The 25752-nt window shown below is 63.4% G+C and carries 29 protein-coding genes, 1 tRNA gene and 1 other RNA gene; 16 read left to right on the top strand and 15 right to left on the bottom strand.

Going from position 1 to position 25752, the window contains the following annotated elements:
• Positions 1–32: 32 nt before the first annotated feature.
• The 3 genes from trpC (at position 33) to Y882_RS14375 (ending at position 2689) form a co-directional block, all read left to right on the top strand.
• Complete coding sequence (gene trpC / locus Y882_RS14385; RefSeq protein WP_046972634.1) at positions 33–827, top strand: indole-3-glycerol phosphate synthase TrpC; 795 nt, start codon at positions 33–35, stop codon at positions 825–827.
• A gap of 19 nt (positions 828–846) precedes the next feature.
• Positions 847–1548: an HAD family hydrolase gene (locus Y882_RS14380; RefSeq protein ID WP_046972633.1), complete on the top strand. Its 702-nt coding sequence runs from the start codon at positions 847–849 to the stop codon at positions 1546–1548.
• A 151-nt stretch (positions 1549–1699) separates the two neighbouring features.
• Entirely contained in the window at positions 1700–2689 is a 990-nt protein-coding gene (locus tag Y882_RS14375; RefSeq protein WP_046972632.1) for a bifunctional helix-turn-helix transcriptional regulator/GNAT family N-acetyltransferase, read from the top strand.
• Positions 2690–2763: 74 nt separating this feature from the next.
• Here the strand turns inward: Y882_RS14375 and crp are convergent, their stop codons facing one another.
• The gene (crp, locus tag Y882_RS14370) at positions 2764–3459 is read right to left on the bottom strand and encodes a cAMP-activated global transcriptional regulator CRP (RefSeq protein WP_046972631.1); all 696 of its coding nucleotides are present in this window, start codon (positions 3457–3459) and stop codon (positions 2764–2766) included.
• Positions 3460–3737: 278 nt separating this feature from the next.
• On the opposite strand from crp, the gene speD reads away from it, so the two are divergent.
• A complete protein-coding gene (speD, locus tag Y882_RS14365; protein ID WP_019465856.1) occupies positions 3738–4523 on the top strand; it encodes an adenosylmethionine decarboxylase in 786 nt (261 codons plus the stop codon).
• 151 nt (positions 4524–4674) lie between these two features.
• On the opposite strand, the gene coq7 is transcribed toward speD, so the two are convergent.
• Together coq7 and Y882_RS14355 are read right to left on the bottom strand one after the other, a co-directional pair.
• A complete protein-coding gene (coq7, locus tag Y882_RS14360) occupies positions 4675–5316 on the bottom strand; it encodes a 2-polyprenyl-3-methyl-6-methoxy-1,4-benzoquinone monooxygenase (RefSeq protein WP_046972630.1) in 642 nt (213 codons plus the stop codon).
• Positions 5313–6521 carry a (Fe-S)-binding protein gene (locus tag Y882_RS14355; RefSeq protein ID WP_244466350.1) on the bottom strand — a complete coding sequence of 403 codons (1209 nt, stop codon included), beginning with the start codon at positions 6519–6521 and terminating at the stop codon, positions 5313–5315. Before Y882_RS14355 ends, coq7 begins: the two co-directional genes overlap by 4 nt.
• Before the next feature lie 140 nt (positions 6522–6661).
• Between Y882_RS14355 and rplM the strand changes: the two genes are divergently transcribed.
• The 3 genes from rplM to Y882_RS14340 all read left to right on the top strand — a co-directional run bounded on the left by rplM (position 6662) and on the right by Y882_RS14340 (position 7632).
• Complete coding sequence (gene rplM / locus Y882_RS14350; RefSeq protein WP_046972628.1) at positions 6662–7090, top strand: 50S ribosomal protein L13; 429 nt, start codon at positions 6662–6664, stop codon at positions 7088–7090.
• 9 nt (positions 7091–7099) lie between these two features.
• Positions 7100–7492: a 30S ribosomal protein S9 gene (gene rpsI / locus Y882_RS14345; protein ID WP_046972627.1), complete on the top strand. Its 393-nt coding sequence runs from the start codon at positions 7100–7102 to the stop codon at positions 7490–7492.
• Positions 7493–7558: 66 nt separating this feature from the next.
• A tRNA-Gln gene (locus tag Y882_RS14340) sits at positions 7559–7632 on the top strand.
• A gap of 128 nt (positions 7633–7760) precedes the next feature.
• Here Y882_RS14340 and Y882_RS14335 read toward each other — a convergent pair.
• Entirely contained in the window at positions 7761–8852 is a 1092-nt protein-coding gene (locus tag Y882_RS14335; RefSeq protein ID WP_046972626.1) for an FG-GAP repeat domain-containing protein, read from the bottom strand.
• 315 nt (positions 8853–9167) lie between these two features.
• Here Y882_RS14335 and Y882_RS14330 point away from each other — a divergent pair, with 315 nt between their 5' ends.
• The 7 genes from Y882_RS14330 to Y882_RS14295 are packed head-to-tail and all read left to right on the top strand — an operon-like array spanning position 9168 to position 16356.
• A complete protein-coding gene (locus Y882_RS14330; RefSeq protein ID WP_046972625.1) occupies positions 9168–10133 on the top strand; it encodes a glycosyltransferase family 2 protein in 966 nt (321 codons plus the stop codon).
• Between the two features lie 12 nt (positions 10134–10145).
• Positions 10146–10886 (top strand): class I SAM-dependent methyltransferase, encoded by a 741-nt coding sequence (locus tag Y882_RS14325; RefSeq protein ID WP_046972624.1) that lies wholly within the window; start codon positions 10146–10148, stop codon positions 10884–10886.
• The gene (locus Y882_RS18965) at positions 10877–12523 is read left to right on the top strand and encodes an HAD-IA family hydrolase (RefSeq protein ID WP_052950027.1); all 1647 of its coding nucleotides are present in this window, start codon (positions 10877–10879) and stop codon (positions 12521–12523) included. Before Y882_RS14325 ends, Y882_RS18965 begins: the two co-directional genes overlap by 10 nt.
• 11 nt (positions 12524–12534) lie before the next feature.
• Entirely contained in the window at positions 12535–13224 is a 690-nt protein-coding gene (locus tag Y882_RS14310; RefSeq protein WP_046972622.1) for a WbqC family protein, read from the top strand.
• Between the two features lie 4 nt (positions 13225–13228).
• Positions 13229–13591 (top strand): EamA family transporter, encoded by a 363-nt coding sequence (locus Y882_RS14305; RefSeq protein ID WP_046972621.1) that lies wholly within the window; start codon positions 13229–13231, stop codon positions 13589–13591.
• Positions 13592–13594: 3 nt separating this feature from the next.
• Entirely contained in the window at positions 13595–14725 is a 1131-nt protein-coding gene (gene rffA / locus Y882_RS14300; RefSeq protein ID WP_046972620.1) for a dTDP-4-amino-4,6-dideoxygalactose transaminase, read from the top strand.
• A gap of 35 nt (positions 14726–14760) precedes the next feature.
• Positions 14761–16356, top strand: a complete 1596-nt coding sequence (locus Y882_RS14295; protein WP_046972619.1) for a hypothetical protein — start codon at positions 14761–14763, stop codon at positions 16354–16356.
• Between the two features lie 81 nt (positions 16357–16437).
• Here the strand turns inward: Y882_RS14295 and rpiA are convergent, their stop codons facing one another.
• The 6 genes from rpiA to Y882_RS14270 all read right to left on the bottom strand — a co-directional run bounded on the left by rpiA (position 16438) and on the right by Y882_RS14270 (position 19013).
• A complete protein-coding gene (rpiA, locus tag Y882_RS14290; protein ID WP_046972618.1) occupies positions 16438–17076 on the bottom strand; it encodes a ribose-5-phosphate isomerase RpiA in 639 nt (212 codons plus the stop codon).
• A 27-nt stretch (positions 17077–17103) separates the two neighbouring features.
• Entirely contained in the window at positions 17104–17568 is a 465-nt protein-coding gene (locus Y882_RS14285; protein ID WP_046972617.1) for an EVE domain-containing protein, read from the bottom strand.
• Entirely contained in the window at positions 17565–18185 is a 621-nt protein-coding gene (locus Y882_RS14280; RefSeq protein WP_046972616.1) for a 5-formyltetrahydrofolate cyclo-ligase, read from the bottom strand. Before Y882_RS14280 ends, Y882_RS14285 begins: the two co-directional genes overlap by 4 nt.
• Before the next feature lie 79 nt (positions 18186–18264).
• Positions 18265–18451, bottom strand: a non-coding RNA gene (gene ssrS / locus Y882_RS19365) — 6S RNA.
• A 6-nt stretch (positions 18452–18457) separates the two neighbouring features.
• Entirely contained in the window at positions 18458–18781 is a 324-nt protein-coding gene (locus Y882_RS14275) for a cell division protein ZapA (protein WP_046972615.1), read from the bottom strand.
• Positions 18774–19013, bottom strand: a complete 240-nt coding sequence (locus Y882_RS14270; protein WP_046972614.1) for a TIGR02449 family protein — start codon at positions 19011–19013, stop codon at positions 18774–18776. Before Y882_RS14270 ends, Y882_RS14275 begins: the two co-directional genes overlap by 8 nt.
• A 102-nt stretch (positions 19014–19115) precedes the next feature.
• Between Y882_RS14270 and Y882_RS14265 the strand changes: the two genes are divergently transcribed.
• Both Y882_RS14265 and Y882_RS14260 read left to right on the top strand, forming a co-directional pair.
• Positions 19116–19676: a UPF0149 family protein gene (locus tag Y882_RS14265; protein WP_046972613.1), complete on the top strand. Its 561-nt coding sequence runs from the start codon at positions 19116–19118 to the stop codon at positions 19674–19676.
• 2 nt (positions 19677–19678) lie between these two features.
• A complete protein-coding gene (locus Y882_RS14260) occupies positions 19679–20983 on the top strand; it encodes an aminopeptidase P N-terminal domain-containing protein (protein WP_156171485.1) in 1305 nt (434 codons plus the stop codon).
• A 102-nt stretch (positions 20984–21085) separates the two neighbouring features.
• Here Y882_RS14260 and cydX read toward each other — a convergent pair whose 3' ends face one another.
• The 5 genes from cydX to pepQ all read right to left on the bottom strand — a co-directional run bounded on the left by cydX (position 21086) and on the right by pepQ (position 25715).
• Positions 21086–21217: a cytochrome bd-I oxidase subunit CydX gene (cydX, locus tag Y882_RS14255; RefSeq protein ID WP_046972611.1), complete on the bottom strand. Its 132-nt coding sequence runs from the start codon at positions 21215–21217 to the stop codon at positions 21086–21088.
• A 15-nt stretch (positions 21218–21232) separates the two neighbouring features.
• Positions 21233–22363: a cytochrome d ubiquinol oxidase subunit II gene (gene cydB / locus Y882_RS14250; RefSeq protein WP_046972610.1), complete on the bottom strand. Its 1131-nt coding sequence runs from the start codon at positions 22361–22363 to the stop codon at positions 21233–21235.
• Between the two features lie 10 nt (positions 22364–22373).
• Complete coding sequence (locus tag Y882_RS14245; protein WP_046972609.1) at positions 22374–23960, bottom strand: cytochrome ubiquinol oxidase subunit I; 1587 nt, start codon at positions 23958–23960, stop codon at positions 22374–22376.
• Entirely contained in the window at positions 23957–24199 is a 243-nt protein-coding gene (locus Y882_RS14240; RefSeq protein WP_052950025.1) for a hypothetical protein, read from the bottom strand. The genes Y882_RS14245 and Y882_RS14240 overlap by 4 nt, the downstream gene beginning before the upstream one ends.
• A gap of 187 nt (positions 24200–24386) precedes the next feature.
• A complete protein-coding gene (gene pepQ / locus Y882_RS14235; RefSeq protein WP_046972608.1) occupies positions 24387–25715 on the bottom strand; it encodes a Xaa-Pro dipeptidase in 1329 nt (442 codons plus the stop codon).
• Positions 25716–25752: the final 37 nt, after the last annotated feature.

Here is a 25752-nt window from a genome sequence, read left to right as displayed (position 1 = left end):
ACTTTCATCCCCTTTCCCCGCAAGCTTTTGCCATGACCGACATCCTCCAGCGCATCCTCACCCGCAAGACTGAAGAAGTGGCCGAACGCAGCGCCAGGCTGCCGCTGGCCGAACTGTCCTCGCGTGTGGCCGATCTGCCGGAAACCCGCGGTTTTGCCGCCGCCATCGAGGCCAAGGTGGATGCCGGCCTGGCCGCCGTGATCGCTGAAGTGAAGCGCGCGAGCCCGAGCAAGGGCCTGATCCGTCCGGATTTCGATCCCGCCGCGATTGCCCGCAGCTACGAGCTGGGCGGTGCGGCCTGCCTGTCGGTGCTCACCGATAAGGATTTTTTCCAGGGCAGCGAAGACTTCCTGCAGCAGGCGCGCGAGGCCTGCTCGCTGCCGGTGCTGCGCAAGGATTTCGTGATCGATCCGTATCAGGTGTACGAGGCCCGCGTGATCGGCGCGGACTGCATCCTGCTGATCGTGGCGGCGCTGAGCGATTCTGCGCTGCTGGATCTGTCGATGCTGGCGGCCGAACTCGACCTGGACGTGCTGTGCGAAGTGCACGACGCCGAGGAGCTGGAGCGAGCGCTCGCGCTGCCGGTGCCGCTGATCGGCGTGAACAACCGCAATCTGCGCACGTTCCACACCTCGCTGGATACCTCGCTGGAACTGCAGCAGCTGATGGAATACGACCGCATCCTGGTCAGCGAATCGGGCATCCACACGCCCGACGATGTCGCCACGCTGCGCGAGGCGGGCATCAATGCATTTCTCGTCGGCGAAGCCTTCATGCGCGCCAACGATCCGGGCGCGGAACTGAAGCGCCTGTTCGCCTCGGCCTGAGTCTCGGGCAGGTCGACGTATGAGCACAGGGGAAACCAGTCTGGAGCCGGTGGCGGCGGAGGCGGCTGTGGCCGCGCCGCGCACGGTGTTGTTCGATTTCGACGGCGTGCTGATCCACGGCGACGCCTTCTATCTATTCATGCGCGATCGCTTCCAGCGATCGTGGCTGCGCAAGCTCGGCGCCTTGCTAGCGCTGCCGTGGATGCTGCTGGTCGTGCCGTTTTCCAGGCGTCTGGCCGAGCGTGCGCTGGTGCACGTGGGCCTGCTCGGTCTCAACGAGCGCCGCTACCGCGCGGCGGCCGAAGCGTTTGGTGCAAGCCTGACGCGTCGCCCCAAGCAGTTTTGCCGCGACGGCCTGAACGCCCTGCGCCGCCATCAGGCCGCGGGCGACCGCGTCATCGTGGTCACCGGCTGCGAGCACGTGCTGGTCAGCCATATCCTCGCCCAGCTGGGCCTGGGTGAAGTGGACGTGCTGGCTTCGCAGCTGCGTCCCGGACCGCTGGGCATGCGCGTGAAGCTGCACAATGTCGGTCGCCGCAAACCCGCGCAGCTGGCGGCTTTCGGGGTTGGCGAGTGGCATGTGGCCTATAGCGACTCGCTGGTCGATGCCCCCATGCTCAAGCCTGCCGCGGAAGCTGTGCTGGTCAACGGCACGCCCAAGCTCTGCAAGAAGCTGGAGCGGGCACTGGGGCGCACCATCACCCGCGTCGACTGGTTCTGACCCGCGACCGGTTGATTGTGGGAGCGCACCGTGTGCGCGACACCCGGTCGCGACGCGCTCCCAACCAGGGCCGTCGCGCACAGGGTGCGCTCCCACAAGGGCAGCTTAGCGACACGCGTTGATATCTACTCCATGGTTCGAGGGTTGTCGGATGTATCTCCCTACGCTCGCCCAGCTGGCGCTCGGCAGCCGGCTCAAGTCGCTCAGCGACCACTTCTACGCGGCCGTCGACGAGGTCTACCGCACCTGCGGGGCTGGCGTTGAGTCGCGCTGGTTTCCGGTGCTGCGCTTTTTGTGGGAGAACGGCGAGACCACGGTCAGCGACGTGGCCCAGGCCATCGGGCAGACGCATTCGGCGGTGAGCCAGCTGGCCGACAAGCTGGTCGATGCGGGCCTGGTCTGTCGCAACAAGGATGCCCAGGACGGTCGCCGCAGCTTGCTGGGCCTGACCGACAAGGGCCGCGCCGATCTTTCCGCGCTGGGGCCGATCTGGGTCGCCGTGCGCCGAGGCATCGTCAAATCCCTGGGCGAGCAGGAGCTGGAGACCTTGCTCACCGCCCTGTCGGCGACCGAAGCGGCCGTGCAGGAGCGCCCCGTGGTCGACGCCATGCTGGCCGAATATGCGGCGCTGACCACGGCCGCGCTGGAAGTGGTGCCCTACGAGGCGGCCCTGAAAGAGCATTTTTACCGGCTCAATGCGCAGTGGCTGGAGCGTCACTTCCGCATCGAGGAGATCGATCGCCAGATGCTGGGCGACCCCGAGCGCCACGTGCTGGCGCCAGGCGGGGCGATTTTCTTTGCGCGGCTGGCGGGCGAGGTCATCGGCACCTGCGCGCTGCTGTGCGAGTCGCCGGGCGTCTATGAGCTGTCCAAGATGGGCGTGGACGAAACCTTCCGCGGCATGGGCGCCGGCCGGGTGCTGCTGGCCGCCGCCATCGCCGAATTTCACCGTCGCGGCGGCCGGGAGCTGTTCCTGGAGTCCAACAGCCGCCTGAAGACGGCGCTGCGCATGTACCAGCAGGCCGGCTTCGTGCTGCAGCCGTCGGTATGGGCCGGCTCGCACTACGAGCGGGCGGATGTGTACATGATCTACCAGCCGGACCATCGCCAGGCCGCCAAAGCCGGGGCGGCCCGGGGCTGAGTCTGGCACCGGGGCACTGAAAAAAAACCCGGCCGTGGCCGGGTTTCTTCGTCTGGGCCCAGCCTGGATGAGACTCAGCGGGTGCCGCGCACCACGATGGTTTTGCCCGCCACGTCGATCATGCGCTGCTCCTCGAGCTGCTTGAGCACGCGGCCCACCATCTCGCGGGAGCAGCCCACGATGCGGCTCACTTCCTGGCGGGAAATGCGGATCTGGGTGCCTTCCGGGTGGGTCATCGCATCAGGCTCCTGGCACAGGTCCAGCAGCGTCTTGGAGATGCGGTTGGTGACGTCCATGAAGGCCATGCGGCTGACCTGGCGAGAGGTGCGCAGCAGACGGTGGGTCAGCTGGGAACCGATGGCGAACAGGATCTTCGGACATTCCTCGCGCAGCGGACCTTCCATCAGCTGGAACAGGCGCTCGTAGCTGATCTCGGCCATCTCGCAGGCCGTACGGGTACGCACCAGCGACTCGCGCTGCGCCTGTTCCACGAACAGGCCCATCTCGCCGATGAACTGGCCACGGCTGATATAGGCCAGGATCAGTTCGCGGCCTTGTTCGTCCTCCGAACACACCGCCAGCGAGCCCTCCACGATGTAATACAGCGTATTGGCGGGATCGCCCGGGCGGATGATCGCGGTCTTGCCCGGATAGCGCCGGCGATGGCAAAGCGCAAGAAATCGCTCCATCGACGCCGGGTCCGGTGCGAAATTCGCTGGCGCCTGTGACCGTTCAAAAGCCTGCTGTAGCTGATATTTGAGTTGCGCCACGTGAGATCCCGTTGATTCAAAACGGGGGCCGCAAGCGTCCCCCGGTAGTCCAAACCTTACCCCTCCGGGCATTATGGCAAACTAACCTGAGCTTCCGGAGGTTCAGTTTTCCTTTTTTTTGCCGCATACTTCACGGTCTTTCGGACGCGATCCCTTTGTCGCGCTCCCGTCACAAGGGTCGTGGAAGCTTCGGGCTTTCACGTCGAATTATCCAGCGGGGACCCTTGTAGCTAACCCGCCTCTACTGCTGGCCCCATCCCCGGCCATGGAGAGTCGTTGTGGTTAAACCGCTTCCGCGCCTGCGTTTGCAAGGCTTCAACAATCTGACGAAGGCCCTGAGCTTCAACATCTACGACATCTGCTATGCGGTGTCCGAAGAGCAGCGCCAGCGTTACATCGAATACATCGACGAGCAGTACGACGCCGATCGCCTGACCCAGATCCTGACGGATGTGGCCGAAATCATCGGCGCCAACATCCTGAACATTGCACGCCAGGACTACGATCCGCAAGGCGCGTCCGTCACCATCCTCATTTCCGAGGAGCCGGTGGTGGAGAAGCTCGGCCGCGACACCATCTCCGACGCGGTGGTCGCGCACCTGGACAAGAGCCACATCACCGTCCACACCTATCCGGAAACGCACCCGCACAACGGCATTGCGACTTTCCGCGCGGACATTGATGTCGCCACCTGCGGCGTGATCTCGCCGCTGAAGGCCCTGAACTACCTGATCGACAGCTTCGAATCGGACATCGTCATCGCCGACTACCGCGTGCGCGGCTTCACCCGCGACGTGAAGGGCAAGAAGCACTTCATCGACCACAAGATCAACTCGGTGCAGGACTACCTGGCCAAGCACATCCGCCAGAAGTACGAGATGTTCGACGTGAACGTGTACCAGGAAAACATGTTCCACACGAAGATGCACATCAAGGACTTCGACCTTGATACGTATCTGTTCGAGGCGCATGCCGACGACCTCTCGTTCAAGGAGCGCCAGCGCATCGAGTCGCTGCTGCGGCGCGAGATCGAGGAGTTGTTCCACGGTCGCAACCTGATGTAACGAAAAAACCCGCCGAAAGGCGGGTTTTTTTCTGAGGCGGCGTCGCTGCTCCGTATTTGTGGGAGCGCACCCTGTGCGCGACAAGCCTACGGAGCGGTACCCCTCAAGCGTGGCAGTCGCGCACAGGGTGCGCTCCCACAAGGGCGGCCATTCAAACCCGATACGCCACCGCCTTCATCACCATCGACGTCACATGCATCACGCCGGGTATCGGGAACGGCAGATCGATGCCGCCGCGCTCGCGCGCGTTGTGCGCATGGCGGATCTCATCGGCCTGCATCTGCGACAGCACGGCGCGCGAGCGCTCGTCCTGGGGTGGCAGCTTGTCGAGATGTTCCTCGAGATGCGCCTCCACCTGTCGTTCCGTTTCCACCACAAAGCCCAGGCTCACCGGATCGCCGGCCAGCGCCGCGAGGGCGCCGATGGCATAGCTGCCGGCGTACCACAGCGGGTTGAACAGGCTGGGGCGGCTGTCCAGTTCCTTCAGGCGATCGGCGCACCAGGCCAGGTGGTCGGTTTCCTCGGCGGCGGCGTGCTGCAGGTGTTCGCGGATGTCCTCGTTGCGGGCCAGCGCGGCCTGCCCGTCGTAAAGCGCCTGCGCGCAGACTTCGCCGGTGTGGTTGATGCGCATCAGGCCAGCGGCGTGACGGCGCTCGGCATCGTCCATGTCCGCTTCGTCATAGGCATCGGCCGGCGAGGGGCGTCCGGCTTCCGGTGCGCCGGACACGGTTTCCAGCGCGCGTTCGATGCCGGACAGCAGGCGGTCGAGCGGGGAGAGCGTGCGTGCGTTCATGGCGAAATCTCCAGTTGCTGCGCGAGCAGGGTCAGCGGATGCATGGTCGGCCACTGCTCGCCTTGCTTATCCATGCCCGCAGCCAGATGCAGGCGACAGCCGATATTGGACGACAACAGCTGCTGGGGTGCCAAGCGGGCGATTTGTCCAAGCACGCCCTCGCGCAGACGCGCCGCACGCTCGGGAAACTCCAGCATGTGCGATCCGGCCGCACCACAGCAGTGCGGCGGACGCGGCAACATCGCCAGATCGAGCGACGGCACCTGCCGCAGCAGGTCCTGCAGGGCTGATTCGCTGCGCGCCACATTGAGCTGCGTGCAGGGAAGATGCACGGCGACGCGGCGTTCCAGCGGGCGGAAGACGAGCCGATCCCGGCGCTCCGCCAGCAGCGTGACCGGATCGCTCACGGTGACGTCGGGCAGCGCGCGGCGCAAGGTGCCCAGGCAGCCGGGCGTCACACTGATCAGCTGCGTGGCGCCCGAGCGTTGCCAGCTGTCGCGCACGCGTTCGGCCAGGCGATCGGCGGTGTCCATGTCGCCGCCGTGCAGGTCCATCGCGCCACAGCAGAAGGCGGGCAGGCGTTCCACCCGATAACCCGCCGCCTGCAGCAGGGTTATCGCGGCGCGCTCGGCGGCTTCGTCTTCAACGCTGGCCACGCAGCCTGGAAAGAGCGCCACGGCGGGCTGGTCGGCGTGCTGGTTCTTGGGCACTGGCGGGGCGGCCACATGCGCCGGCTCGGACCAGGTTTCCAATGCGGAGCGCCATGCCGAGGTGGCCGGCAGGCGGTCGGCAAGACGCTGTTTCCAGTGCGCCAGGCCGGTGGATCCGCCCACGCGAGCCGCCAGTCGCAGCAGGCTCGGCTGCTTGAGCATGGCCAGCAATTGCTTGGGGCGCCGAGGCGACGGGCCGATCAGCGCCCGGGTTTCCACCAGCAGTTCGTCGTATTTGACGTTGGCCGGGCACACGCGCTGGCAATTGAGACAGCCCAGGCAGTGGTCCAGGTGGATGCGCAGGGCCTCTGTCGGCTCCGCATCGCCCCGCGCCAGCGCCGCCGCAATGGCGATACGGCCACGCGGGGACTCCGCTTCATTGCCGTCCAGACCGTAGGTGGGACAGGTGGGTAGGCACAGGCCGCACTGCACGCACTGGTCGGCAAGCGAGGCGATCTTCTGTTTTCGAGTGTGTGGGGGCTTTTCAAGCGCCATGCTGGTCATGCTATCATTGCCAGCTCGCATCCCACCGGTCGGTGGGCTTGCGCGATTGATGAAAACTCCGTTATCATCTCGCGCCTTTGTTCCACCGATTATGTGAACCGCCCTCGAGGCGGCAGACTAGGTATTCTGAAATGAAAACGTTCAGCGCCAAGCCGGAAAGCGTCAAGCGCGATTGGTTCGTGATTGACGCCACGGACAAGACGCTCGGTCGTCTGTCGACCGAGATCGCCCGCCGTCTGCGTGGCAAGCACAAGCCGGAATTCACCCCGCACGTCGACACCGGCGATTACATCGTCGTGGTCAACGCTGAGAAGGTGGCCGTCACGGGTGCCAAGCTGGACGACAAGATGTACCACCGTTTCACCGGTTACGTCGGCAACCTCAAGACCATGAGTCTGAAGGACCTGCTCGCCACGCATCCGGAGCGCGTCATCGAAATCGCCGTCAAGGGCATGCTGCCGAAGAATCCGCTCGGCCGCGCGATGTACCGCAAGCTCAAGGTGTACGGCGGTGCCGAACATCCGCATACCGCTCAGCAGCCGCAGGCGCTGGAACTCTAAGGAATCATTATGGCGATCCAGCAGAACTACGGCACCGGCCGCCGCAAGACCTCCGCCGCTCGCGTGTTCCTGCGCAAGGGCAGTGGCGCGATCACGGTCAACGGCAAGACTCTCGACCAGTTCTTCGGTCGTGAAACCTCGCGCATGATCGTGCGTCAGCCGCTTGAGCTGATCGAAGCGACCGACAAGTTTGACGTCAACGTGACCGTCGCCGGCGGCGGCATCACCGGCCAGGCCGGTGCGATCCGCCTCGGCATCGCTCGCGCCCTGATCGAGTACGACGAAAGCCTGAAGTCCCAGCTCCGCAAGGCTGGCTTCGTGACCCGCGACGCCCGCGAGGTCGAGCGCAAGAAGGTCGGTCTGCATAAGGCCCGCCGCGCTACCCAGTTCTCGAAGCGTTAATTCTCCTCGGAGAGTTGCTTCGACGGTTCGGTGCACCAAGTCAGAGCGCACCGCTCCGCAGGGTTTTGGGAGATCGTCTAACGGTAGGACAACGGACTCTGACTCCGTTTATCTAGGTTCGAATCCTAGTCTCCCAGCCAACATCAAGGCTCCGCTTCGGCGGGGCCTTTTTGTTTTTTGGGCCTGCATGAGCGTTTCGAACTCGCGAAAAAAACGGGCGCCCTGGGGCGCCCGCTCTCTTTGAAGACGTCCTGGCTGCCTGCGTCGATCAGTTCTGCGCGCCGAGGATCTGCCAGCCCGCAGGGTAGGTGAAGTTGCCACCTTCACCAAAGCCACGGACCGGAAAGATGGTGAGGAAGCCGGGGTTGTCGGTGGAATTGACGGCGTTCCCCGTGGAATTGGACCAGACGAACGAGGTCCAGTTGGGGCTGGCGTAGGCAGTCGTGGCAAAGTTGATGTGGTCGTCGGCAGGTACTGTGCTCGACAGGTTGGCATCGGCAGTGAATGTCGTGCCGATGGGATTGCCGTTGGCGTCGGTCTGCACTTGCCATGTCCACACCTGCATCTGGCCGGTGTCGCTGTCGATGAGCACCAGATCCATGTCGCCTCCCGTGCCCAGGCCGTTGCTGACCCCGGCAATGTGGTAACCGGCAGGCAGGTTGCCGACGAAGTACGAGGTGAAGGCAGTGCCATTGTTGCGCCACAGGTAGACGTCGTTCGCATCGCTGGTCCACACCAGATCCAGCTTGTCGGGCGAGCGAAAGTACCCAACGCCGGCGACGTGGTACGCGCAGTTGACGTTGTAGGTGGACATGCCAATGCGCTGGCCATTCTTCATCAGCCAGTAGCCGAATTGACAGGTGTCCGGGTTCGACCAGAGCAGGTCGTCGGTGCCATCTCCGTTCACGTCGCCGGCGCCGATCAGCTTCCAGCCGGCGGGATAGGTGCCAAGGTAGGTGGACGAAAAAGCGTTGCCCGTGCTGGTCCATAGATAAAGGTCGTTGGCCGGGCTGGTCCACATCAGGTCAGCCTTGCCGTCGCCGTTGAAATCGCCGACGGCATTGATCACGTAGCCCGGCGTGACGTTGTAAGTCTTGTATCCGCTGCGCGTCAGCGAGAACCCGTTGTCTTGCAGGGTCCAGTAGGCGAATTGGTTGCCCGCAGGATTGACCCAGAGCAGGTCGGACGTGCCGTCCCCGTTGATGTCATCGACGACGTGCTGCCAGGAAATGCGGGCGTTGCGGTTGGCGTTGGTGCTTGGGCGCAGTACCGGGCCCTGCACGCTGTCGGCTGCCGCGGTTGAGGTGAGAATGGCAGACAGCGCTAGACCTGCCACGACTTTGATGGCGACGTTTTTCAACTGGTTTTCCCCTTGGTGCACTCAAGCACAAATCAAGCCGGCCCTTCCCCGGGCGGCCCCCTCTTTCAAGCATAGCCTACGGAAATGGCAGCCTGCGACTGCCGGACGTCGCTGTCGCCAAGGGTAGTCATGGCGATTGAGAAATCCTCTGATTAGGTCTCAGGTGGGTTCCCTTACCCATCACAGCATGTTTCCATTGCGTAATAATGCGCCGAAGGACTACAGCTGCCCGGGTGCGTACCCGGTGCTGCGGATCTCATTCCTGGATCACGGATTCAAGCCTGGTCTGCGCGCTCCACCTACCGCGAGGGGCCGATGAGCCATTGTGACAACCCAGCCATCATCGGACAGCCTGCGTCGTACGAGCTCAGCATTGTCACGACCCTGTACCGTTCCGCGCCTTACCTCGAACAGTTCCTTGAGGCCTGCAGGCACGCCGCTGCGTCCGTGGGGGTCGCCCGCTACGAGATCGTCTGCGTCGATGACGGTTCACCGGACGAATCGGTGGAACTGCTCAAGGGATTGCGTGCATCCCATCCGCAATTGCGCATCGTCGAACTCAGTCGAAACTTCGGTCACCACCAGGCAATGATTGCCGGTATGCAGCAGGCGAGGGGGGAGGTTGTCTACATCACTGACTGCGACCTTGAAGTAAATCCCTCCTTCCTTGTCCCGTTGTGGGAAAAGCGCCTTCAACAACACGCGGACGTGGTGTTCGGCTATCAGGAAGCCCGCAAGGGTGGTGCCATCGAGCGCAAGGGCGGCAGCCTGTTCTGGCGCTTGTTCAACGCCATGAGCGATACGCGCGTACACGAGGACATGGTGACCGAGCGATTGATGTCGCGCCGCTACGTCGATGCACTGCTCTCCCTGGGCGATCGCAATATCTTTCTCGGCGGCATGATGGCGTGGGCCGGTTACACGCAGATCGGCGTCCCTGTGGTCAAAACGCAGCGCAAGGGGGCATCGACGTATACCTTCGCCAAGCGATTGAGGTTACTGGTCCAGGCCGTCACCTCGTTCTCTGCGCGACCACTCTACGCCAGCCTGTGGGTAGGCAGCGTGGCACTGGGCTTCTCGGTCGCCCACGCCACCTTTATCGTGGTCAACAAGCTGCTCCATCCCGCCAGCACACTCTCGGGTTTTCCATCGATCGTCGCGATACTGACCGGCATGTTTGGCGTGATCATGTTGAGCCTTGGGGTCATCGGCACGTACGTCGCGCGCATTTTCGTGCAGACGCAGGGTCGTCCCATCTACATCATCAAGAACATCGAGTGAGCACGGCCGACCATGAACATTGAGCAGGATCGCGACGCCTACGTCTCCGGTTTCACTTACTACGACGACAATATTCTTCTGCTTAAAGCCACGCTGGAGCAGATCTTGCGTCGCACAAAGGAGATGAAAGAGCTCCGGCTACTAAGCCTTGGCGTTGGCCATCGTTACGTCGTCAAAGGCTTGCTGGATGCGCTGGGCGATCGTCTGGCCAGGTATCTCATCGTCGAGGGTTCCACCGAGATCATCGAGTTGTTCAATCAGGAATTGATGCCGCCGCCGCAGGTGGAGCTGGTGCATTCCTATTTCGAGGATTTCAATACCGATGAGCGATTCGACGTCATCGAGATGGGTTTCATCCTGGAGCATGTCGTCGATCCAGGCGTAGTGTTGAGCCGCTTCCGCCAATTCCTGGCACCCGGTGGGCGCATGATGATCGCCGTGCCGAACGCCTACTCGATGCATCGCCTGATCGGTCACCAGGCCGGCCTGATGGACAATCTTCATTCGCTTAGCGACGCTGACCGCGCACTGGGACACCGCCGCTATTTCGATCCCGCGCAACTGGAAGCGCTGATCGGCGAACACGGCCTGCAGGTCGTCGACCGTGCCGGCCTCATGTTCAAGCCGTTCACCACGGGACAACTCACCGCACTGAACCTCGACACCCGGATCCGGGACGCGATGAACGAAATAGGGTTCGCGCTACCTGATATCTGCAACGGCATTTTCGTCGAAGCCCGCCCATGCCCCTGACGGTTCTGGCCGTAGCCGGAGGCGGCTTCCAGGGCGAATCGCTGGCGCAGACCATCCGCGCCGTGCCGCAGGCCCGGGTGATTGTGCTCGACACCGTCGCCGACAACCTCGGCCGCACGTTCGCCGACCTGTATCTCGTGGCCCCACCCATCGCGCAGGCGGAGCGTTTTGCCGCCTTCCTCGATGCGGTCATTCGCAAGGAGCGCGTTGACCTCGTGCTGCCTTGCTCCAATATCGTTCTCAAATTGCTGGCATCGTTGCGCGAACGTGTCGAAGCAGCTGGCGCGCGATTGTGTGTGTGCGACGCGGCACTGCTTGACGTCCTGCTGGACAAGCAGCGCTGTTATGAGGCGTTGCTGGAGGCGGCTATTCCAGCGCAGCAACCGATGACGCTGTCGGCGAGGGCCGCGCTTCCGCTCTACGGCAAGCTCCGCGATGGCTGGGGAGGGCGCGACACGATGGTGGTTCGCACGCAAGAGGAGCTTGCGGCGCTTGATTTCGAGCGCCTCAATCGCACCCATTGCTGGGTTCCGTACCTGGACAGCTTCGAAGAATTTTCCGTCGACCTTGCCATCGGTTTCCGCGCCGAGGTGTCGCCACTCACGCTGCGAAAACGCGTCAGGGTCTCAGGCGGCTTTGCGGTAATCAGCGACTCGGTCAGCGACGGCCGCGTGGAAGCGATCGCAGCCGAGGTCGCCCGGTGGATGGGGCAGCAGGGCGGGCGCGGATTGTTCAACCTGCAGATCCTTCGCCTCGACGACGATACGTTCTACGTTTCAGATATCAATCCGCGCCATGGAACGTCGAGCTGTCATGCCGCCGCGGAAGGCAACAACCTCGTGGGCTTCCTGGCAGGGGAGCCGGCTGCCGCATCGCGAACGCCAGTGCGAACCGTTCGATCGCTGCAGCAAAAGAGCATGCCGCTTCCTGGCAGCCGCCGCTGGAAGGGCGTGGTGTTCGATCTCGACGACACGCTGATCGACCACAAGCGTTGGATGATGGACAAGATGCGCGCCGCCGCACCCGCGCTTTCCCAGCTGGTATCGCCAGAGGCGTTGCTGCGCGAGACTTATGCCATCGTCGAGGAGGGGCATCACGATCGACTGATCGACCTGCTGGCCGAGCGACTGGCGCTGAGCGCGTTCCATGACCGCTTGCTTGAGGCCTATCGTGCGGGAGCGCCGGAAAAGGCGTGGCTATTTCCCGAGGTGATCGATGTCCTGACCTCGCTTCGTGCCACCGGCTATCGTCTGGGCCTGCTGACCGATAACCCGCCTGCCTCTCAGCGCGCCAAGCTGGCGACGTTGCCGGAGTTGCACGGACTTTTCGACGCAGTGGTGTTCACCCGGGAGCAGGGAGCAGAAAAACCGCACGCCGGCGGTTTCCTCGCTGTTGCAGAAGCCCTCCAACTCCCGCCCGATACGCTGCTCATGGTCGGCGACAACGTCGCGCGCGACGCCATTGGCGCCGTGAACGCGCGATTCGATGCGTGTCTCCTGCTTTGCCGTCCGGGCGGTCGACATCAGGTCAACAATGAACTGCTGCGCCAGTTCTACCCGCAGGTGGAGGCGCGCGTATGGACTTGCGCGGACCTGCGTGCCCTGACGGTGGTTTGCGGCAATCCTCTCGATTCGTGACCTGAAGACCCATGCGCGCAGCCATCATTCAATCAAGCTATATCCCGTGGAAGGGCTACTTCGACCTGATCCACGAAGTAGATACATTCATTTTTCTTGATGACGTGCAATTCACCACGCGGGATTGGCGCACGCGCAACCGGATCAAGACGGCCAACGGTCCGCAATGGTTGACCATTCCGGTGGGCAATCGCACCGACCAGCTGATTCACGAAGTGGAGATCAAGGATTCGACGTGGCAGCGCAAGCACTGGGCGAGCATCCGCCACAACTACGGCAAAGCGCCGTTTTTCAAGGATTACGAGGCGTTCTTCGCTGAGGTCTATCTCGAACGGGATTGGACTTCGTTATCGGCATTGAACCAGGGTCTCATTCGCCGTATCGCGACGGAATGCCTCGGCATCAAGACCGTAATTCGGGACTCCCGGGAGTTCCCCGCGGAGGGGAAGCGACAGGATCGCCTCATCAGCATCCTCCAGCATGCCGGTGCATCGCACTACATATCCGGTCCATCAGCTCGAAACTATATCGATCCGCTGCAGTTCGAAGCGGCTGGCATCACGCTGAGCTATCACGACTACCCGTCTTACCCGGTGTACCCGCAGCTGTATCCGCCCTTCGAGCACGCCGTTTCCATTCTTGACCTTCTCTTCAATACCGGTCCCCAGGCCAGCTATTTCACCTGGGGCTGGCGTGGGTAATTTCATGGCCTATCTCTGTATCGCATTGACCATACTCTTTACCGTTTATGGGCAACTGGTCATCAAATGGCAGGCCGGTCTCGTCATGGTCAGGTATCCGCTGATCGCGGGGCAGTTCCAATACATTCTGCGCATGCTCATGAACGCCTGGGTGCTCAGCGGGCTGCTTGCGGCTTTTCTCGCTTCGTTGTGCTGGATGGTGGCTGTCACGCGGCTCCAGCTGAGCAAGGCCTACCCATTCATGGCGCTCAATTTCATTCTCGTGGGCATTGCGGCTGTGCCGCTGTTCGGTGAGTTGTTCACCTGGCCGAAGGCAGTGGGTCTTGTACTCATTGTTCTTGGCATCGCCATCTCCAGCCAGGGATAGTCCATGATTCCCTTCAACAAGCCTTATATGACCGGCGGCGAGCTTGGATACATCGCAGATGCCTACGGCAATCGGCAGTTGTCCGGCGATGGCCTGTTCACCAGGCGCTGTCACGAATGGCTCGAGCAGCGGACCGGTTGCAGGAAGGCATTGCTGACCCATTCGTGCACGGCCGCGCTTGAAATGGCTGCACTGTTGCTCGACCTGCAGCCTGGCGATGAAGTGATCATGCCGTCCTTCACGTTCGTGTCGACGGCGAACGCGTTTGTCCTGCGCGGAGCCGTTCCCGTCTTCGTCGACATCCGGCCAGATACGCTCAATATCGACGAGGCGCTTATCGAGGCCGCCATCACATCGCGTACCCGCGCCATTTGCGTCGTGCACTACGCGGGCGTGGGCTGCGAGATGGACGCCATCATGGACATCGCCGAGCGGCACGGCTTGTGGGTCGTCGAAGATGCCGCCCAAGGCATCTTGTCCGAATACAAGGGACGGCCGTTGGGCAGCATCGGTCACCTCGCAGCGCTGAGTTTTCACGAGACGAAGAACATCATCTGTGGCGAAGGCGGCGCCTTGCTGGTCAATGATCCTCGTTTTGTCGAGCGAGCCGAGATCATTCGGGAAAAGGGCACCAACCGCAGTCGCTTTTTCCGCGGACAGGTGGACAAATACACATGGGTGGATGTCGGCTCATCCTATCTGCCCAGCGAAATCCTGGCGGCGTTTCTCTACGCGCAGCTGGAGATGGCCGATGCCATCACGCAAAAGCGCGTCGCGCTTTGGAATCGCTACCAGGCATGGTTCAGCGGGTTGTCGGTGAGGGACGTGACTGCACCGCAGATCCCAGATTCATGCACGCACAACGCACACATCTACTATCTCCTCCTGCCAGATCTTGAGCGCCGCAGCGCGTTCATCGCTGCCATGAAGGAGCGCGGTGTCCAGTCGGTGTTTCATTATCTCGCGCTGCATTCTTCACCTGCGGGCAGGCGATATGGCAGGCACAGTGGCGAACTGGCGGTGACCGATTCAATCAGCGAGCGCCTGGTGCGCATGCCCCTTTGGCTAGGCCTGGAAGAGCATCTGGAACATGTCCTCGAGAGTGCACAGCAAATATTGTCCGCCCATGGCTGATGTCTCCATGAACCTGCCCGGGCAGAACGTCCGACATGGGTGACGCCATGCCGCCTGGCCGACCCCTCGGTGGTTTGAAGGTGGCACCCTGTGCGCTGGGCACGCTGGTGGTGCTGCTCATTTTCCTGTTCGACCGACGCTTTGGTTCATTCCTGGGCGATGAGGGGTACCTCTGGTACGGCGTGCAGCGCGTCCTCATCGGTGAGGTGCCCGTTCGTGACTTCATGAGCTACGAGATTGGGCGCTACTACCTCTCGGCCGGTGTGCTTGGCCTTTTCCATGATCACGGGATTCTGGCCCTGCGCGCCAGCCTTGCGCTGTGGGCGGTGCTGGGACTCTCTTTGGCCGTTTCACTGGTAGCCAAGGCTTGGAACGAAAGGCGTTGGCCATGGCTGCTTATGCCTGCCGTGCTGATTGGCATCTGGATGGCGCCGCGACACAAGATCTTCGACATTGTGATCTCGATCGTGCTGGTGGCGGTGGTCGCCCGGGTGATTGCCCGTCCGTGCACTCGTCGTTGGTTCTGGCTTGGCATCGCCACCGGCGCCGCGGCGCTGATCGGGCAGAATCACGGCGCCTATGCGCTGGTGATCAGCGCCCTGGTATTCCTGGTGCTGCTCGTCGATTGCCGGCGGGATGTGAACTGGATACGCGATCCTGCCGCATGGGCAGCGGGCGTCGTCATCGGCTATCTCCCCGTGATCTGCTTTGCCCTGTTCGTTCCGGGATATGCCGTGGCGTCCATCGGCGCGCTGAAGTTCATCCTGATCGAATACAAGGGAACCAATCTGCCGATCCCGACGCCGTGGCCGTGGCATTTTTCCCTCGCCACGTTCCAGCTGCAGCCGTTTGCCGTCAGCCTGTTTTTTCTTGCTCTGCCGGCATGCGTCGCTCTGGGTGTTGCTTGGATCGCCCGCAGGGCGGTGCAGGGCTCCGTGCGCCGCCACCCGATCTTCGTGGCAGCCGTGCTCGTCGCCATTCCCTATATGAACGTGGCTTTTTCCAGGGCGGATGCGGGTCATCTGGCGCAGGCACTCATGCCGGCCTTGTTGATGGCGCTGACATGGCCGGGCGTGGCGCTCGGCAACGGTTGGCGGGCCAGGCTGCTGTGGCCGTCGGTACTTGCGCTTTTCTGCATCGCGGGCGCTGCCCAGATTCATCCGCGTGTCCAGTATCACTACGGCGCCGATTGGCAGAACATCACCATCGGTGGAGATCGGCTGAAAGTGGAGGCCGATACGGCCAACTTCCTGGCGTCCGTCCAGCATGCGCGAGAGACCTACGGGCTCGTACACGGTTCGGTGCTTTCCGTGCCTCTGACACCCGGTCTGAGCGCCGCACTCGGCGAGAAGAGTCCTCTATGGGAGATCTATCCCCTCTTTCCGCGCAATCAGTCCTTTCAGAAGGGCGAAATAGCGAGGTTGATGGCGCATCCTCCGGCGCTGGTGATCGTCTCGTCCGTCCAGTTGGACGGACGCTCTGACCTGGCCTATTCAGCCACGCACCCGGATATCTATCGCTACATCCTGGCCCATTACCAGCCAGTATCGGTGGCAGGCGCGCGCCCGGACTTGCAGTTCTACATCGCCCGCGATGGGCAGACACTCCCCACCGGTGCGGGTTCACTCTGACGAGGTGGGGCGGACAGCCAAAAAAAGAACGCCGACCCAGGGGCCGGCGTTCGTGACCGCGCGTGTGCCTGGCGCCGCCTGCTAAATCACCCGGTCACCCACCAACACAACATCCGCCGCCCTGCGCGCAAAGAGTCCGACGGTCACGATCCCCGGAATCTGGTTGAGGTCGTTCTCCAGCCCCACCGGATCGGCAATCTGCCAGCCGTGCACGTCGATCACCCAGTTGCCGTTATCGGTAAGCACGCCGTCGCGCCACACCGGCGTACCGCCGCGCTTGACGATCTCCCGACCGACCAGGCTGCGCGCCATCGGAATCACTTCGATCGGCAGCGGGAACTTGCCCAGCAACTGCACCTGCTTGCTCGAATCGATGATGCAGACGAACTTGGCGCTGGCCTCCGCGATGATCTTCTCGCGGGTGAGCGCAGCGCCGCCGCCCTTGATGAGGCGTTTATGGGTGTCGCATTCGTCGGCGCCGTCCACGTAAAGGTTCAGCGGGCCGGTCGCGTTGAGGTCGAGCACCGGGATGCCCAGACGCTTGAGATGCGCGGTGGACTGCTCGGAGCTGGAGACCGCGCCTTCGATGCGGTCCTTGAGGTCGGCAAGGGCATCGATGAAGAAGGCCACCGTGGAGCCGGTGCCGACGCCGACGATGGCTCCGTTTTCGACGTAGCGGATGGCGGCTTCGCCGGCCTGGCGTTTTTCGTTGGCGCTCATGAGTGTGGATCCGATAAGGGGTAAGCGTTATTCCATCGTCAGGATATGGCGCCATTCCTCGGCGCCCACCGGCATGACGGAGAGTCGGTTGCCTTTGCGCACCAGCGCCATGTCGGCGAGTGCGGGGTCGGCCTGCAGCTGCTTGAGCGTGATGGTGTGCTTGAACTTCTTGACGAACTTCACGTCCACCAGCATCCAGCGCGGATTGTCGCGCGAACTGCCGGCATCGAAATACTTGCTCTTGGGATCGAACTGGCTCGGATCGGGGTAGGCATCCGTGGCAACTTCGGCAACGCCGACGATGCCGGGTTCCGCGCAGTTGGAGTGATAGAAGAAAACCTTGTCGCCCACGCGCATGCCGTCGCGCATGAAGTTGCGCGCCTGGTAGTTGCGCACGCCGTCCCAGTGTTCCTGGCCCTTGCGCTTGAGATCGTCGATGGAAAAGGCGTCCGGCTCCGACTTCATCAGCCAGTACTGGGTGGTCTTACTCATGCGTGCGCTTCTCCATCTTCGCGCGTGGCGTGGCAGTCGATCAGTTCGCGATCGGTGGCGATGAAATCCAGTGGCACGTCCCACGGTTCTTCGTCGATCTGCGGCAATTCCTGGAACGCATAAGCGATGCCAACCAGCAGCGGCTCGGTGGGGCGCACCTGTTCGTTGAGGAAGGCAAAGGCGCGGTCGTAGTAGCCGCCACCCGTGCCCAGCCGGTTGCCGCGACGATCGAAGGCGGTCAGCGGCAGCAGCACCAGGTCGAGCTGGAAGGGCTCCAGCAGTTCGCTCGGCTCGGCGGGTTCAGGAATGCCATAGCGATTGGGCTGAACGTCCTGCCCCGACTGCCACGGCGCAAACCGTAACTGATGATTCGGGCCGATCACCGGCAGCAGGAATTGCTGTCCCCGCGTGGCCAGCGGCGGCATGATCAGATTCAGCGGCAGCTCGCCGTCGCAGGCCCAATAACCGGCCACGCGGGCATCGGTGAGGTATTCGGGCAGCTGGTCGAGGCTGCGGCGCAGTCCCTGGGCGGCGGCGATGCGCTGGGCCGGCGCCAGGGCGCGGCGCTGATCGGCCAGTTGCCGGCGTAGTTCGCGTCGCTGGGCATTGGCGTCCACGGTCGCGTCTCCTGCGGTGCGAGCGAGTGGCCTTTTGAACTTACGGCGCCCAGGGGCGCCGTAAGTGAAGGAATAGGTGGCGTTAACCGCGATGCCGCTGCCCACCGAACGACCTTGATCCACGATGGATCAGGTGGGAGGGCGACATGGTCTCGAGGCTTTCCGCACGCGGCGGACATGCACAACAACCGATGAAAAGCCGACCCGGGGCCGTATTTAGGAACAAGGCAAATGTAAGAGTGTGCTGGCGCACACCGCAGATAACGCCGTGACTATTTTATGTGGACGTCTAGCGCCGCTTCAAGCTTGCGACGCAGTGCAGTAATACCGTCAGTCACGCTCTGATCAGAGCCAGTGTGCTGCTTGCGCAGCGCGAGGAACTCATGGGTGACGCTGATCGCGGCAAGCACGGCAAGGCGATCGAAGCCCGGCGCCTTGGCGTTGGCACGCAATTCGCGCATCTTGCGATCGAGGTAGGCGGCCGATTCCAGCAGGCCTTCGCGCTCTTCCGGCGCGCAGGCGATCAGGAATTCGCGATCCACCAGCCGCAGGGCGACCGGTTCGTTGGCGGCGGTACCCACGTTGCTCTCAGCCATTGCTCTCAAGCGCCTTCAGTCGCTGGATCATTGCTTCGACGCGGCTGCGCGCCTGTTCGTTGCGCGCCATCAGGCCGGCCCGCTCGCTGGCCAGTTGTTCCTGGCTGTGACGCAGGCTGCGGTTTTCTTCCGTCAGACGGCGTACCGCGTCGATCAGGCGATCGACCTGCTCGCCGAGGGCGGCAAGCTCGTGCTTGACAGGATCTGGCTTGACGGAATCGGGCGCGCTCATGGGCCGGAACTATAACAGGAGGCCTGATCAAAACAGCAGGCTCGGCAACGTTTCCGGAACCAGTGCATTAAACTGCGAGCTTGTCTTAAGAGGAACCACGCCATGACCGCCAACGAGCTGATCGGCTACGACGAACTGGACGCTGCCGCCGCCCGTCTGCAACTGGCCGAAGACGCCAGTGGCTTGCATGGCTCGCTATGTGGATTCCTGGCGGGAGGCGGCCGGATCGGCAGGCAGTCGCTGGTCGAAGCCTTGCACCTGGATGCCGAAGCGGCCACCCCGTCGGCTGGCGACCAGGCCGTGCTCGATCGCCTGCTCAAGCAGACCCAGGCCGAACTGGCCGATCCGGAACTGGGCTTCGAGCCGATGTTGCCGGCGGACGATCGGCCGTTGACCGAACGGGCCGACGCCCTGGTCGACTGGTGTCGCGGGTTTCTCGGCGGCTTCGGCCTGGCCGGTGCGGAAACGCACAGCAAGTTGTCCGAAGAGGCGCAGGAAATCCTCAAGGACCTGGGCACCATCGCGGCCTCGTCGTTCGAGTTCGGCGATGAAGCCGAGGACGAGGATTCGCTGATCGAAGTGCATGAATTCGTGCGCCTGGGCGCCATGCTGTTGTTCGCCGAATGCTCCAACCGGGGCCCGAACAGCGACACCGTGCATTGACCATGTCGTCCGACGAATACGCCCGTCGCCGCCGCCAGCTGATGCGCATGGCGGGCGAGGACGCGGTGGTGCTGGTCGCTGCCGCCCCCGAGCGCGTGCGCAACGCGGACGCCAACTGGCCGTACCGGCAGGACTCGGACCTGCACTACCTCTCGGGTTTCCCCGAGCCCGAAGCCGTGCTCGCCCTGATGCCTGGCCGCAAGCATGGGGAGGCCGTGCTGTTTTGCCGTGAGCGCGACGCCGAACATGAGCGCTGGCACGGCGAGTCCATCGGTACCGACCGCGCCGTCAGCGAGCACGGCATGGACGACGCGTTTCCCATCGACGACATCGACGACATCCTGCCCGGCATGATCGAGGGCAGGGCGCGCGTGTACTGCCATTTTGGCCGCGAGCCGGAGTTCGATGCCCATCTGCTGGGCTGGATGCGTCGCCTGCGCCAGCTGCGCGGCGGCGGCGTGGTACCGAAGGAATTCGTCGCGCTGGGGCATCTGCTGCACGATTTGCGTCTGTACAAATCGCGTGGCGAGCTGAAGCTGATGCGCTCGTCCGCCACCATCGCGGCCGAGGCGCACCGGGCGGCGATGCACGCGGCCATCGCGGGGCGCCATGAATACGAAGTGGAAGCGGAAATCCTCCGCGTGATGCGCCGTCACGGCGCGGTCCCCGCGTTTCCGCCCATCGTCGCCAGTGGCGCCAATGCCTGCGTGATGCACTACACCGCCAACCGCGCCGTGTTGCGCGATGGCGACCTCTTGCTGGTGGATGCGGGCGCCGAAGTGGACTGCTATGCCTCCGACATCACCCGCACCTTTCCGATCAGCGGCCGCTACAGCCGAGAGCAGCGGGCCCTGTACGAAGTCGTGCTGGCGGCGCAGCTGGCAGCGATCGACGAAGTGCTGCCGGGGCGCGCCTTCAATGCCGCGCACGAAGCCGCCGTGCGGGTGATCAGCGAAGGCCTGTGCGCGCTGGGCCTGCTCAAGGGCACGGCCGACGACGCCATCGCCGAGGGCAGTTACAAGCGTTTCTTCCCCGCCAAGACCGGCCACTGGCTGGGCCTGGACGTGCACGACGTGGGCGACTATCGCGTGGATGGCGAGCCCCGCGTGCTCGAGCCCGGCATGGTGGTGACAGTGGAGCCGGGCATCTATGTGCCGCCGGGCGACTTCACCGTGGCCGAGCGCTGGCGCGGCATCGGCATCCGCATCGAAGACGATGTGGCGGTGGTCAAGGAAGGCAATGACGTGCTGACCCGCGACGTGCCCAAGGATGCGGATGAGATCGAGGCCTTGCTGGCCTCGCGATAGCCGACCTATCCCTGTGGGAGCGCACCCTGTGCGCGACTGCGTCAAGCTTGCAGGCCGCGACAGTCGCGCACAGGGTGCGCTCCCACAAAAAGAATGGTCGCCTCACTTGGCGGCCGGACGCGGCTCCTTGCGCTCGTGCGCCTCATCGTCCGCATGCACCTCGTACCACATCGCATTGAGGATGCCGAACGCGCAGGCAAGGCCGAGGCCGAGCATCCAGGAGAAATACCACATGGCGTCGTTCCTCTCTCAGTAATTGCTGCCGGAATGGCGTACGTGCTCCAGCGTGACGCGGCCGCGCACCACGTGGTACACCCAGCTGGTGTAGATGATGATCAGCGGCATGAAGATCACCGTCATCGCCAGCATCAGGCCCAGCGTGCCCTTGCTGGACGATGCATCCCACACCGTCAGGCTGGAACGCGGATCCAGTCGCGAGGGCAGCAGGAACGGAAACAGTGCGAAGCCCGCGGACAGGATCGTGCCCGCCACCATCAGGCTGCTGCACAGGAAGCCGCCCAGTCCCTTCTTGCCGACCGTGAGCTGCACCCCGATGGCACCGGCGAAAGCGACCACGGGTGCAAGCCAGAACGAGGGGTGCTCCAGGTAGCTGGCAAACCAGCTGCTGCCGTGCGCCACCTGCTTGTACAGAGGGTTTGACACGCCATCGGTCACCACCGGACCCACGATCGCGTAACCCGCCACGCCGTAGGCGAGCCAGATGCCGGCGGCGACATAGACCACCACATAGGCCAGCGTGGCCCAGCGCGCGACGCGCACGGCACGATCAGCCACGACATGGTCGGCCTTGTAGGCCGTCCAGCAGGCACCGTGCGCCAGCAGCATGCTCAGCGAGACGAGACCGGCCATCAGCGCGAAGGGGTGCAGCAGCTCGAAGAAGCTGCCATGCCAACTCATGCGCAAGTCGTTGTCGAACTGGAACGGCGCACCGAGGAACAGATTGCCGAAGGCCACGCCAGAAATCAGCATCACCACGATGCCCGACGCCGTCAGCACGCCATCCCACAGCGTACGCCAGCGCGGATCGTGCACCTTCCCGCGAAAGTTGAAGCCCACCGGCCGCAGGATCAGGGCGAGCAGGACCAGGAAGATCGCCAGGTACATGCCGGAGAACGACACCGCGTACAGCTGCGGCCAGGCCGCGAACGCCGCGCCGCCGCCCAACACGAACCACACCTGGTTGCCTTCCCAGGTGGGCTCGATGGTTTCCAGCATCACCAGTCGTTCGTCTTCGGTCTTGCCCAGCACACGCAGCAGCGCGGCGACGCCGAAGTCAAAGCCATCCATGATGGCGAAGCCGATCAGCAGGACGCCGAGCAAGGCCCACCAGATCACGCGTAGCGTTTCGTAGTCGAACATGATGTTCTCCTCAGGCGCCTGCGTGGGCGGCAACGTTGGTGATGGGGGGCACCGGTTCGGAAGATGGCCACAAGCCAAGGCCGTCCGGTCCCTTCTTCGCGTACTTCACCATCAGCACGGCATCGATGACGGCCAGCACGCTGTAGAACAGCACGAAGCCGCCCAGCGACGTCCACACCTGCCCGGTGGTGACGCTGGACACGCCCAGCGCAGTCGGCAGCACGCCTTCGATGGCCCAAGGTTGGCGCCCGTATTCGGCCACGATCCAGCCCAGCTCGGTGGAAATCCACGGCAGCGGCAAGCTCCACAGCGCGAGCTTGAGATACCAGCGGCGCTTGTCGAGCTGGCGCTTGCTAGCCTGCCAGAACGAGAAGGAGAACAGCAGGATGAAATAGAAACCCAGGCCCACCATGATGCGGAACGACCAGAACAACACCGGCACATTCGGGATGGTGCTGTCCGCCGCCTTCTGGATATCCGCCGGCGTGGCCTTGCGCGGATCGTCCATGAAGCGCTTGAGCAGCAGGGCGTAGCCCATGTCCTTGTCATGCGCCGCGAGGATGGCCTGGGCCTGCGCGTTGTTCTTGTCGTCGCGCAAGACCAGCATCGCGTCGTACGCCTGGATGCCGGTGTTGATGCGTCCCTTGGTGTCTTCCACCAGGTTGGCGATGCCGGGTATCGGTTTGTCGATCGAGCGCGTGCCGATCAAGCCCATCACCCACGGAATACGCAGTGCGTAATGGGTGGTCTGGTTCTCAACGTCCGGCAGGCCAAACAGGGTGAACGAGGCCGGCGCCGGTTCGGTTTCCCACATGGCCTCGATCGCGGCCATCTTCATCTTCTGGTTTTCCGACACGGCGTAACCAGATTCATCGCCCAGCACCACCACGGAAAGCGCCGCAGCGAGGCCAAAACTTGCGGCCACCGTCATCGAGCGCTTGGCGAAGTCGGTGTTGCGACCGCGCAGCAGATACCACGCGCTGATCGAGAGTACGAACATCGACCCGATCACATAGCCCGCACTCACCGTGTGCACGAACTTGGCCTGCGCCACCGGGTTGAACATCACTTCGCTGAAGGAAGTCACTTCCATGCGCATGGTCTGCACGTTGAACGCCGAGCCCACCGGGTTCTGCATCCAGCCGTTGGCGATCAGGATCCACAGCGCGGAGAGGTTGGTGGCGAACGCGAGGAACCAGGTGGTGAGCAGATGCGCCACGCGCGACATGCGGTCCCAGCCCATGAAGAACAGGCCGACCAGGGTCGCTTCGAGGAAGAACGCCATCAGTCCCTCGATGGCCAGCGGCGTGCCGAACACGTCGCCCACGTAGTGCGCGTAATACGCCCAGTTCATGCCGAACTGGAATTCCATGGTCACGCCGGTGGCGACGCCCATGGCGAAGTTGATGCCGAACAGCACGCCCCAGAACTGCACCATGCGCTTCCAGACTTCGCGTCCGGTCATCACGTAGACGGCCTCCATGATGGCCAGGATCCACACGATGCCGAGCGTGAGCGGTACGAACAGGAAGTGATAGAGCGCAGTCAGCGCGAACTGCAGGCGTGAGAGCGTGACGACCTCGGGATCGATGATCATGGGTTGCCTGCTTGCGATGAGGAAGAAGAGGGCGCCGGCGCGAGCAGATGCTCGATCGCGGCGGGACGGGTATCGGGGCGTGCGTAATATGCGGCGACCGCCCACCAGACCAGGGAAATGAACACGATCTTGGCGAGCACCAGCACGATCAACTTGCGCGCCAGGCGCCGCAGCGGTGGCTTCGGCAAGTCAACAGGAGCCGACACCGGCATGGCCGGCTCGGCGGACGGCATGGACATGCAGCAAGCCCCTAGCTGTACCTTGAGGCGAGCATACGCAACCGATGTGAAGCTGTCGTGCGGAGGGTTGCCGCAGTGGCGGATCGCCGCTGGGGCGCTGCGTCACAGCCCGTGGACGGCGGCTCGGGCGGGTGTTTCTACCTAGGGCCCGCCGTGGTGTGGCGGGCCCTGGAAACCGACGAACGCTTCAGGCGATTTGCGCGAACGCATCGCGGGTCAGGTTCTCTGCGTCGCCCTCGGTGCAGACCACGTCGTCTTCGATGCGGATGCCGCCATAGGGACGGAAGCGCTCCACGCGCCCCCAGTCGATCTCGCTGGCGACCGGCTTGGCGCGCAGTTCCTCCAGCAGCATGTCGATGAAGTACAGGCCGGGCTCGATGGTGACCACCATGCCTGCTTCGAGCACACGCGTCATGCGCAGATAGGGATGGCCCTGCGGGCGGGCAATCGTGCCTCCCGTTTCGGACGCCTGAAAACCGGCGACATCGTGCACCTGCAGGCCGATGGGGTGACCCAGGCCATGCGGGAAGAAGGTGGAGGTGACGCCCGACGCCACCGCGCTTTCGGCACTCATGCGCACGATGCCGTGCTCGCGCAAAACCTCGGCCAGCACGTGATGCGCGTGGATATGCAGTTCCGGATAGCTTTGGCCAGCACGTACCTTCGCCGCAAAACCCTGCTGCGCGGCGTCGACGCTGTCGATCAGCGCCTGGAATTCGGCGTGGCCTTTCGCTGCATACGTACGCGTGATGTCGCTGGCGTAACCTGCGGCGCTGGCGCCGGCATCGATCAGGAAAGAGCGGCTTTCAGCGGGCGGCTTGCGATCGAAGTGCGTGTAGTGCAGCACCGCGCCGTGCTCATTGAGGCCCACGATGCTTGCATAAGGCAGCTCGGCATCGTTCTGCCGTGCGGCGGTGAGATACGCCAGGTGGATGCCGAACTCGCTTTCGCCGGCACGGAACGCCTGCTCCGCCGCGTGATGGGCACGCGCGCCGATGCGGCTTGCTTCGCGCATCAGTTCCAGTTCGTAAGGCGTCTTGTAGGAGCGATGCCAGTGCAGGTAGTCGAGCACGGCCTGCGGGTTGTTCGCTTCGGCGCCCGGCACGGTCGGACACTCGGGTCCGAGGATGGCCCGACGGGTCTTGGCGTCCGGCAGCAGGGCTACGGCATCGGTCGCTTCGCGCACGATCTCGATATCGAAATGTTCCACCCAGTAGCCGCTTGGGGCAGCCGGCACGACGTGCCAGTAATCCTTGGGCTGCAGGAAGATCAGCTTGGGCTTCTGGCCTGGCGTATAGACGATCCAGCTACCCGGGGTGTCCGTCAGCGGCAGCCAGTGGCGGAAATGCGGATTGGCGACGAAGGGGTAGTCCTGGTCGTCGAGGAACTTGCGCAGCGGTGTGCCCGCGGCGATCACCAGGTGATCGAACCCGCCGCCCAGGGCTAGCGCCTTGTCGGCACGTTCGCGCAGGGTGGCGAGGTGCTGGGGATAGAGCGAGGCGAGGCGGTCGTGCATGGTGACTCCGGGCGGCGGCGCCTGGCGGTGTTGGGGC

This window comes from Dyella japonica DSM 16301 (assembly GCF_001010355.1).
GTDB lineage: Bacteria > Pseudomonadota > Gammaproteobacteria > Xanthomonadales > Rhodanobacteraceae > Dyella > Dyella japonica.
This window is presented reverse-complemented; position numbering and strand designations above follow the sequence as displayed.